Below are 16,812 nucleotides of genomic sequence, written 5' to 3' on the forward strand. Positions count from 1 at the left end.
TCTTTGGAGGCATCAGCATGGTCAGCAGACGATCGCTTGGGTGGCGCGCAGTTCCGCCGCTGATCCTCCTTCTGGCACTGCCGGCGTTGGCGGAAGAACCGATCAAAGCCGCCGCCAGCGATGTGCTCGACCTCTGCACCGCGCCCCTTCCTACCGATGCGGGAAGAAAGGCCGAAAAACTCGGCTGGCAGCACGTCCCCGCCAGCACCATCGACACACTGCGACCTCTGCTTGAGCCGCTTGGCGGCGGAACCAAGATCATTCAGGGCTGGGAAGGCGGCGACGCGCTGGGCTCCGAAATGATCGCCTATGCCTATGATGCTCTCGCCAGTGACGGGTCGTTCACGGCGATGCTGAAATCTTTTTTGCCTGGAGGCCATGCCTGCCTCTACGTTGGGTCGGCGGACGTCGCTGCGCTAACGGACGAGATCACCCGACGCCTTGGCACAGCCCCGACCAACGATCCAGCAATAGCGACGATAGCCACTGTTTCAAGATGGGAAACGTCCTCGGCGATCGCCACTCTCAGGGACATTTCACTGATTTAACCGCCCTACAAGGTTGCGTTGACTGTGATCACCAAATAAAAATCCGGACACATTTTCGTGGCTGTTGCGCATAGCGAAGCAAAGATCGCCCCGAATTCAAGGAGGAACTTTCGATGGCCGCAATCTACGACAGCAGCAACATCTTTGCAAAAATCCTGCGTGGCGAGATCCCGTGTCACAAGGTGTACGAGGACGATTTCAGTCTGGCGCTGATGGATGTCATGCCGCAGGCGCCCGGCCACACGCTGGTTATCCCCAAGCAGCCGTCCCGCAACCTGCTCGACGCCTCGCCCGAGGCGCTGTCGCATCTGATTGTGGTGGTTCAAAAGGTCGCAAATGCCGTCAGGCAGGCGTTCGACGCCGACGGCGTCTCCGTCCTCCAGTTCAACGAGCCATCCGCCGGGCAGACCGTCTTTCACCTCCACTTCCACATCGTCCCGCGCCACGAGGGAGCAGCACTCAAGCCGCATTCCGGCAAGATGGAGGATGGCGCAGTGCTGGCCGAAAACGCGCGCAAGATAATTGAGGCGATGTCCTGACGATTGGTGCGGACCGTTGATCAATGCGAGTTAATGGCTGTCGGTGTGTCAATGTGGTAGGACGAGTGGCACGTAGGTAGCTGACGCGTGGACGCCTGTGCATGTTCTGCTGTCGCAGTTCAACAAGGGGCATGCATCGACCGCTCTCCCACCATAAAAAATGCCGGGCTTTTGACCCGGCATTTTCTTGGATAGTCGTTACTTCTTGCGTGGCACCTTCGGCACCGTCGAGCTCTTGCGGGCCGGTTTGGCGTCTTCGTCGCCGCCAACTGTGGCCTTCACCTTTTTGGGTGCAGGCTTGGGGCCGGTTGCGATGTCGGCATTCTCGACGTTTTCGGCAATCACTACATCGCCGTCTTCGACCTCGATCGTAGGATCGACGACCTCGGCTTCAGGCTTCGGCTTGATACGGGCCGTCTCGGCGATGCATTCGAGCAGGATGCCTGGCTTGCCGTCTTCCTTCGGGCCGACCGTGACATTGACCACGCCACCCTTCTTCAGCTTGCCGAAGAGGATCTCGTTGGCCAATGGCTTCTTGATGTTCTCCTGGATGACGCGTCCGAGCGGACGGGCACCCATTTTCTCATCATAGCCGTTTTCAGCCAGCCAATTGGTGGCATCGTCGTGCAGGTCGAAGGTGATGTTGCGTTCGGACAGCTGGGCTTCCAGCTGCATGATGAACTTCTGAACCACCTTGTAGATGACCTTGTTCGGCAGCGCTGCGAACGGAATGATCGCATCGAGGCGGTTGCGGAATTCCGGCGTGAAGAGCCTGTTCAGCGCTTCCTCGTCTTCGCCCGTCCGCTTTGCCGAGCCGAAGCCCATGGCAGCCTTGGCCATTTCAGACGCACCCGCATTCGTCGTCATGATCAGGATGACGTTGCGGAAGTCGATCTTCTTGCCGTTGTGGTCCGTCAGAGAGCCGTGATCCATGACCTGCAACAGGATGTTGAAGATGTCCGGATGGGCCTTCTCGATTTCATCGAGCAGCACGACGCAATGCGGATGCTGGTCGACGCCATCGGTCAACAGACCGCCCTGGTCAAAGCCGACATAGCCGGGAGGTGCGCCGAGCAGCCGCGAGACCGTGTGACGCTCCATGTACTCCGACATATCGAAGCGCAGCAGTTCGACGCCGAGCGACGAGGCAAGTTGCTTGGCGACCTCGGTCTTGCCGACGCCTGTCGGGCCCGAGAAGACGTAGGAGCCGATTGGCTTGTCGGGTTCCCGCAGACCTGCACGGGCGAGCTTGATTGCCGTCGACAGGGCCTCGATGGCCGGATCCTGACCGTAGACGACCGAGCGCAGTTCCTTTTCCAGGTTGGCGAGAACCATCTCGTCGTCCTTGGAGACCGACTTCGGCGGAATGCGCGCCATCGTCGCGATCGTCGCTTCGATTTCTTTCTCGGTGATCAGCTTGCGACGCTTGGACGGCGGCAGCAGCATCTGGGCTGCACCCGTTTCGTCGATGACGTCGATCGCCTTGTCCGGCAGCTTGCGGTCGGACAGGTAGCGGGCCGACAGTTCGACGGCCGACTTGATCGCCTCGTTGGAGTAACGCAGATGGTGGTACTCTTCGAAATAGGGCTTCAGGCCCTTCATGATTTCGATGGCATCCTCGATCGACGGTTCGACGACGTCGATCTTCTGGAAGCGGCGCACGAGTGCCCGGTCCTTTTCGAAGAACTGACGGTATTCCTTGTAGGTCGTCGAGCCGATGCAACGGATCGCACCGGAAGACAAGGCCGGCTTCAGCAGGTTCGATGCATCCATCGCGCCGCCGGACGTGGCACCGGCGCCGATGACGGTATGGATCTCGTCGATGAACAGCACGGAGCCCGGATATTCCTCGAGTTCCTTGACGACCTGCTTGAGGCGCTCTTCGAAGTCACCGCGATAGCGGGTGCCGGCGAGCAGCGTGCCCATGTCGAGCGAGAAGATCGTCGCATCCTGCAGCGCTTCGGGAACCTTGCCCTCGACGATGCGCTTGGCCAGACCTTCGGCGATGGCGGTCTTGCCGACGCCAGGGTCGCCCACATAGAGCGGGTTATTCTTGGAGCGGCGGCACAGGACCTGGATGGTCCGGTTGACCTCGGAGTGGCGGCCGATCAGCGGATCGATCTTGCCGGTCTTGGCCTTCTCGTTGAGGTTGACGCAATAGGCCTTGAGGGCGTCCTGCGCCTTCTTGGGTCCGCCTTCTTCCTGCTCGCCGCGCGATGTCGGCTTGCTTTCGGCATCGCCATCGTCGACGCCGCGCGGAGACCGGACCTGGGAGGAGCCCGGGCGCTTGCCGATACCGTGCGAGATGTAGTTCACCGCGTCGTAGCGGGTCATCTCCTGCTCCTGCAGGAAGTATGCGGCATGGCTTTCGCGCTCGGCGAAGATGGCGACGAGAACATTGGCGCCCGTCACTTCTTCGCGGCCCGAAGACTGCACATGGATCACGGCCCGCTGGATGACGCGCTGGAAGCCGGATGTCGGCTTGGAGTCCTCGTCATATCCGGTGATCAGGTTCGATAGTTCGTTGTCCACATATTCGATCAGCGTCTTGCGAAGCGAATCGAGGTCGACATTACAGGCGCCCATGACTGCCGCTGCATCTGCGTCGTCTACCAACGCCAACAGCAGATGTTCGAGTGTGGCATATTCATGATGCCGCTCGTTCGCGTATGTCAGTGCCTGATGCAGTGCCTTCTCGAGACTAGGCGAAAATGTTGGCACGTCAGATCCTCACTTCTTTTCCATAACACATTGTAGCGGGTGCTGGTGCTGCCGAGCGAAGTCCATCACTTGGCTTACCTTGGTCTCCGCCACTTCATATGTAAATATTCCACATTCGCCCACACCGTGATTATGAACGAGCAGCATAATACGGGTGGCTCCCTCGCGGTCCTTCTGGAAGAAACGCTCCAGAATGTGGATCACGAATTCCATTGGTGTGTAGTCGTCATTCAGTATCAGCACGCGGTATAGATTGGGCTTCTTCGTCTTGGCTTTCGTCCGCGTAATGACCGAGGTCTCGCGATTACCGTTGCCCCCGTTCCTTTCGCTATCCTTCTGCATCCGGATCGGCTTGGCGATCATAGTCGTTCATTCCTCAAAGCACTCGGCGGGCATCGTTCAATTGCAAATCACCGGCCGAATATCCGAAACCCTAACTTAGTTCATATTGGCGGGATTTTAAGCCCCCCACTCAACACTGCAATCACAATTCGTCTTCAAACAGGGCCACACCCTAAAAATCGCCCGAAAACAGCGATGGCGCCCGAACAAAAATGCAAGAGACCGGCGCGCGTTGCACGACCGGTCTTCTGAATAGGCTTGGCGGCCGTCTTACGTCGCCGCAATCAGGCGGCTCCATTGGCCGAATCCCCGGCGTTACCACTTGATCTGGCAGCAGCTTTCCGGGCGGGGTCGTATACCGACTTGGCAAGACCGGCGTACATCTCACCGATCTTCGCCGCCTCGGCGACAAAGCCCTCGTAGTAGGATTTCGCGAAATTGCTCTGAAGCTCCAAGGCAGCATCGAGGCTTGTCACACTCGACAGCGTGCCAACATGCGACACTGCGTCCTCGAATGATTTCTTGGAATAGCCCGCCGCCTCTGCGGCAATGGCCTGCACGCTCAAGGCGGCCTGGGTGTAGTTCTTAAGCGCCTCGTCGATGGCGTCGGTGTCGGGCGCAGCGTTCTGGTTGTCGTTCAGCATAGGGTCCTCCAACCGTAGTCGATTGAAGAAAATTTAGGTGCACTGCACAAATAGTCAACCGTTTCGACGATTTTGCGCATCACCTTGAGTTGTACGACGGGTCAATGATCGCGGCGCTGACGCCCGCTCCACTTGATCCCTCAGGGTCCTGTACCAGCCGCCGAAGCGGCCGGTTGGCATCTTAGATCAAAGATCGACCTCGAGGATGGCCATCGAGAAATTGTAGGAACGATCGCCATCTTCGTCGTCGACATAGACGAGACCCAGGAATTCATCGCCCAGGTAGACTTCGGCCGAATCGTCCTTGCGAGGACGCGCCTTGACCGCCATCAGCGGGTTGAGGCTGCGTTTGAAATAGGCGTCGAGCTTCTTGATTTCGTCTGGCTTCACGATTGATCTCCGTAACCGTAGATTGGGGGCGGGTTGTTGCATGGGAAAAGCGGCGATGTAAAGACAAAGGCGGCCCTCAGCCGCCTTACCGCCGCGAGCATGGCGGCTCGGTCAGATTCCGGCGCCGATAATCTGGTCCATAATGCGCGATGGCTCGGAGCAACCGGCGGTTCCAACGACCTTGGCCGGCACACCGGCGACGGTGGTGTTCGGCGGTACTGCCTTCAGCACCACGGAGCCTGCCGCGATCCGCGAGCAATGGCCGATGGCGATATTGCCGAGGATCTTCGCGCCGGCGCCGATGAGCACGCCGTTGCCGATCTTCGGGTGACGATCGCTGCCTTCCTTGCCCGTGCCGCCAAGGGTGACGCCGTGGAGGATGGAGACGTTATCGCCGATGACCGCCGTCTCGCCGACGACGAGGCCCGTGGCATGGTCGAGGAAGATGCCCTTGCCGAGACGCGCGGCCGGATTGATGTCGGTCTGGAAAACGCTCGACGCACGGCTCTGGAGGTAGAGCGCAAAATCCCGTCGGCCGCGATTGAGCAGCCAGTGGGCGAGCCGATGTGTCTGGATCGCCTGGAACCCCTTGAAATAGAGCACCGGCTCCATGAAGCGGAGGCAGGCCGGATCGCGGTCGTAGAACGCCTGGATATCAACGCGCAGGATTGCTCCCCATTCCGGCCAATCCGTCAGCATCTCGTCGAACGTCTGGCGCAAGAGGATCGCCTGGATATCAGGATGATCGAGGCGCTCGCAGATCCGGTAGATCACGCATTCCTCGAGCGACCGGTGATTGACCACGGTCGAATAGAGGAAAGCGGCCAGCACAGGATCCCGTTCAGCCGCAGCCCGCGCTTCGTCACGCATGCTGTCCCAGATGGGGTCGACCGTCTTGACGCTGTCGATATGGCGAATATCCGATGTCGCTACCATGGGTCGCGTCCTCTTTCCGTATTGGAAGATCGTTATATAGAGCAAGATCAGAGCAATATAAATGGGTGAGGCAGGCTCTATCTTTGGAATGGATTTGCTGGACCTAGGCCGAGACCTCGCCACCCGGCCGGCTGCCGCCATCTTCCAGCGCCACGCGCTGGTAGAATTCCAGGACCGCCGCCTTGAAGACGCGGTCGCCGACGGCAAGCATATGGTCGCGACCCGGTATATCGAGGGCTTGCGCATGCTGCATCAGCGCTGCGAGTTCCTGCGGCGAACCGGCGATGTCGTCCTTGGTGCCGACACCGATCAGGGTCGGTGCGGCAATCGTTCCCATGTCGTCCCGGCTGATGAGATCTCGGGAACCGCGAATGCATGCGGCCAGCGCAACGCGGTCGCTTTTCGTCTGGTCGGCAAAGCTGCGGAACATGCGGCCTCGGGCATGCTCCACGGTCTCCAGCGACGGTGCCAGAAGCGCATGGGCAATCGGATCCCAGTCGCCGACGCCATCCGTCATGCCGATCCCGAGGCCGCCGAGCACCAGCGAGCGAACCCTCTCAGGCCGGGCGAGCGCCAGGAAGCTGGAAATACGGGCGCCCATCGAATAGCCCATCACATGGGCACGCGCGATGTCGAGATGATCGAGAAGTGCCGATGCATCTTCCGCCATCACCCAAGGGCGATAGGCGTCCGGCTCATGTGGCTTGCCGCTGGCGCCATGGCCGCGATTGTCGAGAGCAATGACCCGGTAGCCCGCCTCGCCCAGCGTCTTTAGCCAGCCGGGATAAACCCAGTTGACTGCGGCAGTCGAAGCGAAGCCGTGTATCAGCAGGACCGGGGGAGCCTGGCGGTCACCCTCGTCAAAATAGGCCAACTCCAGGTCATCATGGCGGAAAGTGGAGAAATCGGGGGCGTTGAGGTTCATCGTATCGTTCCTGTGTCGACGCCCTTCCTAAATTATCGACGCCGCCCGGTGAACCCTGCCCTGCACAAAATCTGGTGAGGCACAAAATCTGTCACGTCGCCTTGCGTTTCGCACTACACAACCCGGTCGAACGATTATAAGGTCGCGCCACTTATCAGAAGCTTTTGGAGATCCGCATGGCCGGCCATAATATTCCGCATTTCCAGAACGACGGCGGCCATCGGGTGATCGAGATCGGCGTCAAGGAGTTCATGTGCACCGGCGCTTCCTCCCCCTTCGACCATCCGCATATCTTCATCGACATGGGCGACGATAACGAAAAAGTCTGCTCCTATTGCTCGACCCTCTATCGCTTTAACCCCTCGCTGAAAGCCGATCAGACCAATCCGACCGGCTGTGTCTTCGAGTTCAGGGCCGCTTGAACCGCCGGGAGCGGACGCTCCAATGCTCTTGAAGACTGTCGCGATCATCGGTGCCGGTATCGCAGGGCTGACCACAGCCCTATCTTTTGCCCGGCACGGGATCGAATCAGAAATTTTCGAAAGGGCCGAGACGCTGACAGAAGTCGGCGCCGGCCTGCAGATATCGCCGAACGCATCGCGGATCCTCGATGAACTCGGCCTGCTCGACGAGCTCGCCGACTTGTGGCTTGAGCCGGAGGCCATCCGCCTCGTTTCCGGACGCTCGCTACGCCAGATCGCTGCCGTGCCCAGCGGTGCCTTTGCGCGCGTCCGCTGGGATGCACCCTACGGCGCCCTGCACCGCGCGACCCTGCAAGGCGTCCTGTTGCGGGCCGTGCAAGCCAGTCCGCTCTGTCGTCTGCATTTCGGCGCAGGCTTCGATGCCTCAACACCGGATGCCCTGTGGCCAGGCGGACGGAAGCCGGAGCTGATCGTTGGCGCCGATGGTGTCTGGTCCAAGGTGCGCAGCAGCGTGGCTGGCAGCGGCAACCCGAAGTTTTCCGGCAACATCGCCTGGCGCTTCATGGTCCCCGAGGCCGACGCGCCGGCGATTCTCGATCGTAGCAGCGTGACCGCCTATCTGGGCCCCGCCGCACATCTCGTCTGCTATCCGCTGAAGGAGGCGTCAGCCTTCAACTTCGTGGCGATCTGCGCCGGCGGCAGCGTCGGCCACGACTGGAGCCATTCGGCAAGCGCTGCCCAGCGCACGCTGCTGCGCCAGCATTTTTCCGGCTGGAACACCGAGCTGTCTGATCTGCTCGATCGGCAGGCGGATCCCACCGTCTGGCCGCTCTACGAGGTTGGCGCGGGACGCTGGCACAACGGCCTCGACACGGTGCTGATCGGCGATGCCGCGCATGCAATGATGCCGTTTGCAGCGCAGGGGGCTGCCATGGCGATCGAGGATGCCTTCGAGCTTGCCGGTGCAGTCAGCCGTCAGCCGTTGCCGGAAGCGCTGGTCGCCTTCGAGGCCAGACGCGAGCCGCGGATTGCCCGGCTGCGCAAACGCGCCGCCTTCAACCGCTTTGCCTACCATGCGCGAGGACCGATCCGGCTTGGACGTGACCTTGTACTGTCGCTGCGCCCGCCGCAAACCCTTGCGGCGGACCTCGACTGGATCTTCGACTACCGCGCCATCGGCTGATCAGACGGCCGCTGCCGCAGCAAGGCCTCTCTCGATGTCGGCCTTGACGTCGGCAACATCCTCGAGCCCGATCTGCAGACGCAGCACCGGACCCTCCTTGGGTGCCTTGCAGATCCGCCGGTCACTGAGATTGACGTGAACGGCAAGGCTTTCGAACCCGCCCCAGGAATAGCCGAGCCCGAAGATCGACAGGGCGTCGAGGAAGGCATGCGCCTTGGCCCGGAACATGTCCGGCGTGTCGACGGCAAGCACGATCGAGAAGATGCCGCTCGAACCCGTAAAGTCGCGCTTCCAGAGATCGTGGCCCGGAAAGCTCGGCAGCGCTGGATGCAGCACGCGCGCGACATCGTCACGGCTCTCCAGCCATTCTGCGAGCGCCAGCGCGCTCTGCTGGTGCCGCTCGAGGCGGATGCCCATCGTTCTAAGCCCGCGCAGCACCTGGTAGGCATCGTCAGGGGCGCCGCAGATGCCAAGCGCGATCCGGGCGTCGTGTAGCTGCTGCCAATGGGCTGCATTCGCCGAGACGGTGCCCATGAGCACATCCGAATGCCCAGCGGGATACTTGGTCGCGGCGTGGATCGAGATATCGACGCCATGGTCGAGGGGCTTGAAATAGAGTGGCGTGGCCCAGGTATTGTCCATCGTCACGACGCAACCATGCTTGTGGGCAACGGCTGCAATCGCCGAGATATCCTGCATCTCGAAGGTGTTTGAGCCCGGCGCTTCCGTGTGCACCAGCCTGGTATTCGGCTTGATCAACTGCTCGATACCGGCGCCGACGAGCGGGTCGTAGTAATCGACCGCCACGCCCAGGCGCTTCAGCATCGTCTCGCAGAAGTTGCGGGTTGGGGTATAGACGGAATCGACGATCAGGGCGTGGTCTCCGGCCGAAAGGAACGCCAGAAACGGCACAGTAATGGCAGCAAGACCGGAGGGCACGATAATGGTCCCTGCAGAGCCCTCGAGCTCATTGATTGCCTCGCAGAGCGCATCCGTCGTCGGCGTGCCGCGCGTGCCATAGGTATACTTCTGCTCGCGGGTCTCCATCGCACGGGCGTTGGGAAACAGGACGGTCGATGCGTGGACAACCGGCGGGTTGACGAAACCATAGTAGTCGGAAGGCTTCGGCCCAGCATGCGACAAGCGGGTATTGATGCCGGCGTTTTGCAGGAAACTCTTGTTTTCGATCATCTTAATAACTGCCTCGGGCCTATCGGAAAGCTTGACTTGTGGCTGGCGAACACGGTGTCGTCAAGCCTCGCGGGCAAGCCGGTCCGGCAGGCCAACGCAACCTGCCCTTTGTAATCGCAGCGAAGACCTGACTATTTAATTTGCAGCCCAAGCCCATTCATTATGCATGCGCTCATTGTCCGGTCAAAAACCGAGAAAACACTTTCGGAAATCATGTTTATCGTGACCGAGGGTTGACCGTGACCGAATTTGCGATTGTGATGTCGGCACTCACGCCGGGGGGCAAACCAACGTCACCAACGAAAAGTTGTGCCAACGCGTGAAGAGGTTCAAATATAACAAGAGAACAACAAAGGTTGGGAAAACAATGAGCAGCAAGATTCTGACAGGTGCGGTCGGCGCGGCGATCTTCGTCCTTGGTGCATCCTATTCGCACGCTGGCACGCTTGACGATGTCAAGAAGAAGGGCTTTGTGCAGTGCGGTGTCAACGGCTCGAACCTGGCTGGCTTCGGCGCGCAGGATTCGTCTGGCAAATGGTCCGGTCTCGACGTCGACCTCTGCAAGGCAGTTGCAGCCGCCGTCTTCGGCGACGTTTCCAAGGTCAAGTACACCCCGCTTTCGGCGAAGGATCGTTTCCCGGCGCTTCAGTCAGGCGAAATCGACATTCTTGCCCGCAACACGACCTGGAGCGCCAGCCGTGACAGCCAGCTCGGCTTCGATTTCCGTGCGGTCAACTACTATGACGGCCAGGGCTTTATGGTCCACAAGGCAATCGGCGTGAAATCTGCTCTGGAACTTTCCGGCGCTGCCGTCTGCGTCCAGTCCGGCACGACGACCGAACTCAACCTCGCCGACTACTTCAAGGCCAACAAGCTCGAATACAAGCCTGTCGTGTTCGAAAAGCAGGAAGAAGTCGACGCCGCCTACTCGTCCGGCCGTTGCGACGTCTACACGACCGACCAGTCGGGCCTGTACTCGATCCGCCTGTCGCTCGCCAATCCCGACGACAACATCGTCCTTCCGGAAATCATCTCTAAGGAGCCGCTCGGCCCGGCCGTTCGCCAGAACGACTCCAAGTGGTTCGACGTGGTTTCCTTTGCCCACTACGCCATGGTTTCGGCTGAAGAGTTCGGCATCACGCAGGCAAATGTCGATGAAATGACGAAGTCCGAAAATCCGGACATCAAGCGTTTCCTCGGCCAGGAGAAGGACGAGACGATCGGCAAGGATCTCGGACTTGACGAGAAGTGGGCCTACAACATCGTCAAGCTCGTCGGCAACTACGGCGAAGTGTTCGAGCGCAACGTCGGCGAAGGCAGCCCGCTGAAGATCAAGCGTGGCCTCAACGCTCTCTGGAACAAGGGCGGCCTGCAGTACTCGCCGCCGATCCGCTAATAACCGACTGACCACGCTGCGGGAGCCCATGCTTGGTTCCCGCAGTTGAACTATAACGCCCAGAAAGGGCGAGTGGATATAAGGGGATAATGCATGGCCGTTGCAGCCGCAGAGGGGAACGGCAGCCGTCGTTCGTGGCACTCTTTGCTTTACAACCCGAAACTGCGCCAATTTATCTACCAGGCGCTGACCGTAATCTTCATTGTCTGGCTGGTCTGGTACGCGAGCTCGAATGCCGCGCAGAACCTTGAAAAAGCTAACATGAGGGCGAGCCTCACCTTCCTGAACGGCCGTGCCGGCTTCGATATCGCGCAGACGCCGATCCAGTATTCGAGTGACTCGACCTATCTGCGTGCCCTCACCCTCGGCCTGATCAACACGCTCATCGTGGCCGCCTGCGGGATCGTGACCGCAACGATCATCGGATTGCTGGTCGGCATGGGTCGCCTGTCGCACAACTGGCTGATCGCCAAACTATCGACGGTCTACGTCGAGATCTTCCGCAACATTCCGCCGCTTCTGGTCATCTTCTTCTGGTACAAGGGCGTGCTGTCTCTGCTGCCGGATGTCAAGAAGGCCATGTCTCTGCCGTTGTCCGTCTATGTCAGCAATCGCGGCGTATACATGCCCGCGCCGATCTTCGGCGCCGGCATATGGACTGTCCCGGTCGCCTGTGCCGTGGGCATTATCGGCGCCATCATCTACACCCGCTGGGCCAACAAGCGTCAGCTGGCAACTGGGAAGCGTCCGCCGGTTCTTCTCGTCAATCTCGCCTTGATCATCGGCCTTCCGCTACTGGCCTTCGCCATCGCAGGTTTCCCCGTGACGTTCGATATCCCAGTGCTCGGCAAGTTCAACATGAACGGCGGCACGGTGGTCGGACCCGAATTCCTGTCGCTCTACATGGCCCTGTCGTTCTACACCGCCGCATTCATCGCCGAAATCGTACGCTCCGGCATCCGCGGCGTTTCAAAGGGGCAATCGGAAGCAGCACATGCGCTGGGGATCCGCCCCGGCCTGACGACGCGGCTTGTCGTCCTGCCACAGGCATTGCGGATCATCATTCCACCGCTGACATCGCAATACCTGAACCTGACGAAGAACTCGTCGCTGGCCGTCGCCATCGGGTATGCGGACTTGGTGGCCGTGGGAGGGACGATCCTCAACCAGTCCGGCCACTCGATCGAGATCATCGGCATCTGGATGGCGATCTATGTTTCGCTGAGCCTGATCACGTCGCTGTTCATGAACTGGTTCAACGCCCGTATGGCATTGGTGGAGCGCTAAGATGGCCGTTCAGATCGCTTTTCTTCGAGAGAAACTCATTGCCCCGGAAGCGGCACCGCTGAGTGACAAGACCGTTCGTGGCTGGGCCAAGCACAATCTCTTCGCTACGCCCAAGGACGCCATCCTCAGCGTCGTGGTCGCAGTCATTGCCGTCTGGTTCCTGCTTTCGGTCGTGGAATTCCTGTTCATCAACGCCGTGTGGGTCGGTAAAGACAGGACATTTTGCGCCACCGTCAGCCAGGGCGGCATCCAGCCGGATGGCTGGAGCGGCGCCTGCTGGGCCTATGTCGGCGACTGGTTCACGGCCTTCATGGTCGGCTCCTATCCCCGTGACCAGATTTGGCGGCCGATCCTGATCGCCGTGCTGTTCGTGGCACTGCTGGTCCCATTCCTGATACCGTCTGCACCGCGCAAGGGCTGGAATGCGGCTCTTCTGCTGGTGGGCTTGCCGATCCTCGCGTATATCCTGCTTCTCGGCGGTTCGTTCGGCCTGACCCATGTCGAGACGTCCCTCTGGGGCGGCCTGATGGTGACGCTGATCCTGTCCTTCGTCGGCATCGTCGTATCGCTGCCTTTCGGGATCGTGCTTGCCCTCGGGCGGCGATCGGACATGCCGATCCTTCGGGGTGCCTGCATCGGCTTCATCGAACTGGTGCGTGGCGTACCGCTGATTACCGTGCTGTTCATGGCCAGCGTGCTGCTGCCTCTGTTCCTGACTCCCGGTACGAATATCGACAAATTCCTGCGGGCGCTCGTCGGCGTGTCGATCTTTGCTTCGGCGTACATGGCGGAAGTCATTCGTGGGGGCCTGCAGGCTATCCCCAGAGGACAGTATGAAGGTGCGGACTCGTTAGGCCTGAACTACTTCCAGAAGATGACCTTCATCATCATGCCGCAGGCGATCAAGCTGGTCGTTCCGGGCATCGTCAACACATTCATCGGGATGTTCAAGGACACCTCGCTGGTGTCGATCATCAACATGTACGACCTTCTGGGCATCGTCAAAGCCAGCTTCGGCGACTCCCGATGGCTGACACCGGTGACACCGCTGACGGGGCTGATATTTGCCGGCTTCGTTTTCTGGCTGTTCTGCTTCGGCATGTCGCGATATTCGTACTTCATGGAACGCCACCTAGACACTGGCCACAGGAAATAAGATCGAGGGAATAGATCATGGCTGAAGCTCAATTGAAAAAACTGGAAGTCTCGACGACCGACGTCGCGGTCGAAATCATCAACATGAACAAGTGGTACGGCGATTTCCACGTGCTGCGCGATATCAACCTGAAGGTCATGCGAGGCGAACGCATCGTCATCGCCGGCCCGTCTGGCTCCGGCAAGTCGACGATGATCCGTTGCATCAACCGGCTGGAAGAGCACCAGAAGGGCAATATCCTGGTCGATGGCGTCGAGCTTACCAACGACCTGAAGAAGATCGATGAAGTGCGCCGCGAAGTCGGCATGGTGTTCCAGCACTTCAACCTGTTCCCGCACCTGACGATCCTCGAGAACTGCACGCTGGCGCCGATCTGGGTGCGCAAGATGCCGAAGAAGCAGGCCGAGGAAGTTGCGATGCACTTCCTCACCCGCGTCAAGATCCCTGACCAGGCCAACAAGTATCCGGGCCAGCTCTCGGGTGGACAGCAGCAACGCGTCGCCATCGCCCGTTCGCTCTGCATGAACCCGAAAATCATGCTGTTCGACGAACCGACGTCGGCACTCGATCCGGAAATGATCAAGGAGGTGCTTGACACCATGGTCGGTCTTGCCGAAGAAGGCATGACGATGCTTTGCGTCACCCACGAAATGGGCTTTGCCCGCCAGGTTGCGAACCGGGTCATCTTCATGGACCAGGGACAGATCGTCGAGCAGAACTCGCCCGCCGAATTCTTCGACAATCCGCAGCATGAGCGCACCAAGCTGTTCCTCAGCCAGATCCTGCACTGATCGTCCACACGTCCCAATTAAAAGGCCCGGTGTCGTTCTGTGCGACGCCGGGCCTTTTTCATATCGGGTGGATGCTGTTTTGACGCACGTCCGCCTACTGCGCCGCCTCGCCCGCAAGCTTCTTCTGGGCGAGAGCATTGTTGTTCGAGGTCAGTGCGGCAACCGCCTCAGCTGCTCGCTCGTCATTGCCGACACGGACTGTCGGCGAGGCAAATTCGATGCCGTTGGCAGTAAAGGCCTCGCGGATCAGCGCCAATGCACGACGCCGGATCATCGACTGCTCGCCGGGCTTTGCCATGACCGCGAAGCTCAGGTTAATACCGTAGTCCCCGAACTGCTCGACACCCTTCATCTTGAGGGTTTCGATGATCTTCGGCCCCAGTTCCGGATCTTCCAGCAGTTCCGCGCCTATACCTTTCACCAGCTTTTTCACCAAGACGACATCGGTCTCGTAGCTGACCGAGATAAGGAATTTGTCGATGACCCAGTCGCGCGACATGTTTTCGACCGCCCCGAGCACACCGAACGGCACCGTGAAGATCGGGCCGCGGTGATGGCGTAGCCTGACCGACCGCAGGCTGAATGATTCGACTGTACCCTTGAAGGTGCCGCTCTGGATGTATTCTCCGACCCGGAATGCGTCGTCCGTCATGTAGAAAATGCCGCTGATGATATCCTTCACCAGTGTCTGCGATCCAAAGCCGATTGCAACCCCGAAGATACCGGCGCCAGCGATGAGCGGCCCGACCTCGATGCCGAGTGCCGAGAGAACCATCATGGCGGAAATGGCGATGATGAGCATCGCGAGGAAGTTTCGAAAGATGGGAAGTAGCGTTAGCAGCCGGCCACTGCGGGCAACTTCGGCGTCATTGCCTTCGTGGGCACGCGCAAGGGCGAGACGGTGGTTGATCAGCGCCTTGGCGATCTGCCAGACGATATCGGCCGCCAAAAGGATGACGATGCCCGTCAGGGCGCCGCGAATGATGCCCGCGACTTGCGCATTTTCCACCATCGCGCTTGTTTGCAGGCTGACGATCATGGTGAGCCACAGAATGGCTACTGCGATGATCGTGGCCCGCAGGCCGCGCTCGACCAAGACCTGATAGACGGGGCTATCCGCCCCTCCCGGTCCTCCTTGCGCCGCAAAGGCGCTTCGAACGACCCCGGACGATATCCGCAGCGCTGCAGGGATCACGATAACGTAGGTACAGAGCAGCATCATCACATCCAGCCCTGCCACCCATAGCGCCCAGATGACGCAAAGCCAGAATGTCGCCAGCCAGTGGAATATCCCTTGGTGGCGCGGACGATCGATCGGTCGCGGCCGGCGCCAGACGATCTCGATGGCAATGGCCAGCAGCCCGACGCCAATAGCATATCCGACGGCAGCCCGCACCGGTGGAAGAAAGCCGAGCGCGCCCATGATGCCTTCCGCCGCCCACCCCACGAAGAATGTCAGTGTGAACACGACGACGCGCGAGAACCAGAACCGCGCCGCTGCGTCGTCCATCGGGATAAGGCGGGCCTGTGGCGTCTCGGACTTCGCGGCTGAGGGCACCAACACTACTCGGCAGAGACGTATCACCAGACGGGCGGCGATCAATCCCAGCAGGGTCGGCACGATCAGGTCCAGCAGCAGTGGCGGCCAGGTCACCATCAGGAACATGCCCACGCTGGCGATGGCGAAGATCACCAGAGGCGCCAGTTCGCCAAACAGGTGGCGGCCGAGCGTGTGGATGCTCCGTACAGGTGTCGCATTTCCGGGGATGGCGGAACGTCCGGCGTGGAGGTGGCCGACCAGAAGACTGAAACCGAACTCGGCAGCAAGTCCAAGCGCCACCAGCAGCAGGAACAGCAAAAAGACGTGCGTTGCGCTCCGGTTGTCGATCCCCGCCATGATCGTCGTCCCGGCCCGGGAGAATTCGCCGGGAACCAGCGGAATTGCCTCCCTGACCGCGAGAAGGTGGCCCTGGACGCCGTTGAGCAGCGTCGTCAGTGCGGAGGCAGACATGTTGGGCATCATCGCAGTCGCAGTGGCGGAGGGTCTCTGCGCGAGCAGAGCGCGAACCTCGGGATCGTCGAGTAACTTGATCAGCTGGTCGATCTTCTGCTGGCCAGCAGCCACGGGGCGGCCTGCTGGGCATGCGCCAGCGTACCCGCCAGCAACAGCATGGCGACCACCACTGCCATTTTCCAAAGACGGTAAAACATTTTGGCAAACGGCATGGGCAGAAGATCCTCCCGGGGTCGAGCGAAGTTGCATTGTGTCAATACAACCATGTCACCGTTTCGGGAGCGAAAGAAGCAGCAATTTCTGCTTCCTCGATATGCCACATTATCT

General features: G+C 60.0%; 17 protein-coding genes. 8 read left to right on the top strand and 9 right to left on the bottom strand.

All coding sequences use genetic code 11. The annotated features are described in order from the left end of the window. Window positions 1–17 precede the first annotated feature (17 nt). On the top strand, window positions 18–548 hold the full coding sequence (locus J5278_RS11350) for a hypothetical protein (protein ID WP_209183657.1): 531 nt from the start codon (window positions 18–20) through the stop codon (window positions 546–548). Window positions 549–661: 113 nt separating this feature from the next. After that, on the top strand, window positions 662–1,087 hold the full coding sequence (locus tag J5278_RS11355; protein WP_209183656.1) for an HIT family protein: 426 nt from the start codon (window positions 662–664) through the stop codon (window positions 1,085–1,087). Window positions 1,088–1,285: 198 nt separating this feature from the next. Here J5278_RS11355 and clpA read toward each other — a convergent pair whose 3' ends face one another. From clpA to J5278_RS11385, 6 genes are all read right to left on the bottom strand, one after another. Then, window positions 1,286–3,808, bottom strand: a complete 2,523-nt coding sequence (clpA, locus tag J5278_RS11360; protein ID WP_209183655.1) for an ATP-dependent Clp protease ATP-binding subunit ClpA — start codon at window positions 3,806–3,808, stop codon at window positions 1,286–1,288. 9 nt (window positions 3,809–3,817) lie between these two features. Next, a complete protein-coding gene (gene clpS, locus J5278_RS11365; protein ID WP_111215503.1) occupies window positions 3,818–4,171 on the bottom strand; it encodes an ATP-dependent Clp protease adapter ClpS in 354 nt (117 codons plus the stop codon). Window positions 4,172–4,434: 263 nt separating this feature from the next. Further along, window positions 4,435–4,794, bottom strand: a complete 360-nt coding sequence (locus J5278_RS11370) for a phasin family protein (RefSeq protein WP_209183654.1) — start codon at window positions 4,792–4,794, stop codon at window positions 4,435–4,437. 186 nt (window positions 4,795–4,980) lie between these two features. Continuing rightward, a complete protein-coding gene (locus tag J5278_RS11375) occupies window positions 4,981–5,184 on the bottom strand; it encodes a DUF3126 family protein (RefSeq protein ID WP_111215499.1) in 204 nt (67 codons plus the stop codon). 111 nt (window positions 5,185–5,295) lie between these two features. Beyond that, the gene (gene cysE, locus J5278_RS11380; protein WP_209183653.1) at window positions 5,296–6,120 is read right to left on the bottom strand and encodes a serine O-acetyltransferase; all 825 of its coding nucleotides are present in this window, start codon (window positions 6,118–6,120) and stop codon (window positions 5,296–5,298) included. 103 nt (window positions 6,121–6,223) lie between these two features. Further along, window positions 6,224–7,045 carry an alpha/beta fold hydrolase gene (locus J5278_RS11385; RefSeq protein ID WP_209183652.1) on the bottom strand — a complete coding sequence of 274 codons (822 nt, stop codon included), beginning with the start codon at window positions 7,043–7,045 and terminating at the stop codon, window positions 6,224–6,226. A 176-nt stretch (window positions 7,046–7,221) separates the two neighbouring features. Between J5278_RS11385 and J5278_RS11390 the strand changes: the two genes are divergently transcribed. Beyond that, window positions 7,222–7,467, top strand: a complete 246-nt coding sequence (locus J5278_RS11390; RefSeq protein WP_209183651.1) for a zinc-finger domain-containing protein — start codon at window positions 7,222–7,224, stop codon at window positions 7,465–7,467. A gap of 22 nt (window positions 7,468–7,489) precedes the next feature. After that, window positions 7,490–8,650: an FAD-dependent monooxygenase gene (locus J5278_RS11395; RefSeq protein ID WP_209183650.1), complete on the top strand. Its 1,161-nt coding sequence runs from the start codon at window positions 7,490–7,492 to the stop codon at window positions 8,648–8,650. On the opposite strand, the gene J5278_RS11400 is transcribed toward J5278_RS11395, so the two are convergent. Next, on the bottom strand, window positions 8,651–9,841 hold the full coding sequence (locus J5278_RS11400; RefSeq protein WP_209183649.1) for a cystathionine beta-lyase: 1,191 nt from the start codon (window positions 9,839–9,841) through the stop codon (window positions 8,651–8,653). A gap of 367 nt (window positions 9,842–10,208) precedes the next feature. Here J5278_RS11400 and J5278_RS11405 point away from each other — a divergent pair, with 367 nt between their 5' ends. The 4 genes from J5278_RS11405 (at window position 10,209) to J5278_RS11420 (ending at window position 14,471) form a co-directional block, all read left to right on the top strand. Beyond that, on the top strand, window positions 10,209–11,237 hold the full coding sequence (locus tag J5278_RS11405) for an amino acid ABC transporter substrate-binding protein (protein WP_142822506.1): 1,029 nt from the start codon (window positions 10,209–10,211) through the stop codon (window positions 11,235–11,237). A gap of 93 nt (window positions 11,238–11,330) precedes the next feature. Further along, the gene (locus J5278_RS11410; RefSeq protein WP_209183648.1) at window positions 11,331–12,524 is read left to right on the top strand and encodes an amino acid ABC transporter permease; all 1,194 of its coding nucleotides are present in this window, start codon (window positions 11,331–11,333) and stop codon (window positions 12,522–12,524) included. A 1-nt stretch (window position 12,525) separates the two neighbouring features. Next, window positions 12,526–13,680, top strand: a complete 1,155-nt coding sequence (locus tag J5278_RS11415) for an amino acid ABC transporter permease (RefSeq protein ID WP_142822503.1) — start codon at window positions 12,526–12,528, stop codon at window positions 13,678–13,680. Window positions 13,681–13,697: 17 nt separating this feature from the next. Continuing rightward, window positions 13,698–14,471: an amino acid ABC transporter ATP-binding protein gene (locus J5278_RS11420; protein WP_142822501.1), complete on the top strand. Its 774-nt coding sequence runs from the start codon at window positions 13,698–13,700 to the stop codon at window positions 14,469–14,471. Between the two features lie 94 nt (window positions 14,472–14,565). On the opposite strand, the gene J5278_RS11425 is transcribed toward J5278_RS11420, so the two are convergent. Both J5278_RS11425 and J5278_RS30930 read right to left on the bottom strand, forming a co-directional pair. After that, window positions 14,566–16,596 carry a mechanosensitive ion channel family protein gene (locus J5278_RS11425; RefSeq protein WP_209229225.1) on the bottom strand — a complete coding sequence of 677 codons (2,031 nt, stop codon included), beginning with the start codon at window positions 16,594–16,596 and terminating at the stop codon, window positions 14,566–14,568. Next, complete coding sequence (locus J5278_RS30930; RefSeq protein ID WP_257623362.1) at window positions 16,563–16,697, bottom strand: hypothetical protein; 135 nt, start codon at window positions 16,695–16,697, stop codon at window positions 16,563–16,565. Before J5278_RS30930 ends, J5278_RS11425 begins: the two co-directional genes overlap by 34 nt. Window positions 16,698–16,812: the final 115 nt, after the last annotated feature.

Source organism: Rhizobium sp. B21/90 (genome assembly GCF_019355815.1).
GTDB classification, from domain to species: Bacteria; Pseudomonadota; Alphaproteobacteria; order Rhizobiales; family Rhizobiaceae; genus Rhizobium; species Rhizobium rhododendri.

What these genes read in the sequence shown, in the direction of transcription:
- J5278_RS11350 (WP_209183657.1), top strand. Translation starts at nt 18, where the DNA reads ATGGTCAGCAGACGATCGCTTGGGTGGCGCGCAGTTCCGCCGCTGATC.
- J5278_RS11355 (WP_209183656.1), top strand. Translation starts at nt 662, where the DNA reads ATGGCCGCAATCTACGACAGCAGCAACATCTTTGCAAAAATCCTGCGT.
- clpS (WP_111215503.1), bottom strand. Translation starts at nt 4,171, where the DNA reads ATGATCGCCAAGCCGATCCGGATGCAGAAGGATAGCGAAAGGAACGGG.
- J5278_RS11370 (WP_209183654.1), bottom strand. Translation starts at nt 4,794, where the DNA reads ATGCTGAACGACAACCAGAACGCTGCGCCCGACACCGACGCCATCGAC.
- cysE (WP_209183653.1), bottom strand. Translation starts at nt 6,120, where the DNA reads ATGGTAGCGACATCGGATATTCGCCATATCGACAGCGTCAAGACGGTC.
- J5278_RS11385 (WP_209183652.1), bottom strand. Translation starts at nt 7,045, where the DNA reads ATGAACCTCAACGCCCCCGATTTCTCCACTTTCCGCCATGATGACCTG.
- J5278_RS11390 (WP_209183651.1), top strand. Translation starts at nt 7,222, where the DNA reads ATGGCCGGCCATAATATTCCGCATTTCCAGAACGACGGCGGCCATCGG.
- J5278_RS11395 (WP_209183650.1), top strand. Translation starts at nt 7,490, where the DNA reads ATGCTCTTGAAGACTGTCGCGATCATCGGTGCCGGTATCGCAGGGCTG.
- J5278_RS11400 (WP_209183649.1), bottom strand. Translation starts at nt 9,841, where the DNA reads ATGATCGAAAACAAGAGTTTCCTGCAAAACGCCGGCATCAATACCCGC.
- J5278_RS11405 (WP_142822506.1), top strand. Translation starts at nt 10,209, where the DNA reads ATGAGCAGCAAGATTCTGACAGGTGCGGTCGGCGCGGCGATCTTCGTC.
- J5278_RS11410 (WP_209183648.1), top strand. Translation starts at nt 11,331, where the DNA reads ATGGCCGTTGCAGCCGCAGAGGGGAACGGCAGCCGTCGTTCGTGGCAC.
- J5278_RS11415 (WP_142822503.1), top strand. Translation starts at nt 12,526, where the DNA reads ATGGCCGTTCAGATCGCTTTTCTTCGAGAGAAACTCATTGCCCCGGAA.
- J5278_RS11420 (WP_142822501.1), top strand. Translation starts at nt 13,698, where the DNA reads ATGGCTGAAGCTCAATTGAAAAAACTGGAAGTCTCGACGACCGACGTC.
- J5278_RS30930 (WP_257623362.1), bottom strand. Translation starts at nt 16,697, where the DNA reads ATGCCGTTTGCCAAAATGTTTTACCGTCTTTGGAAAATGGCAGTGGTG.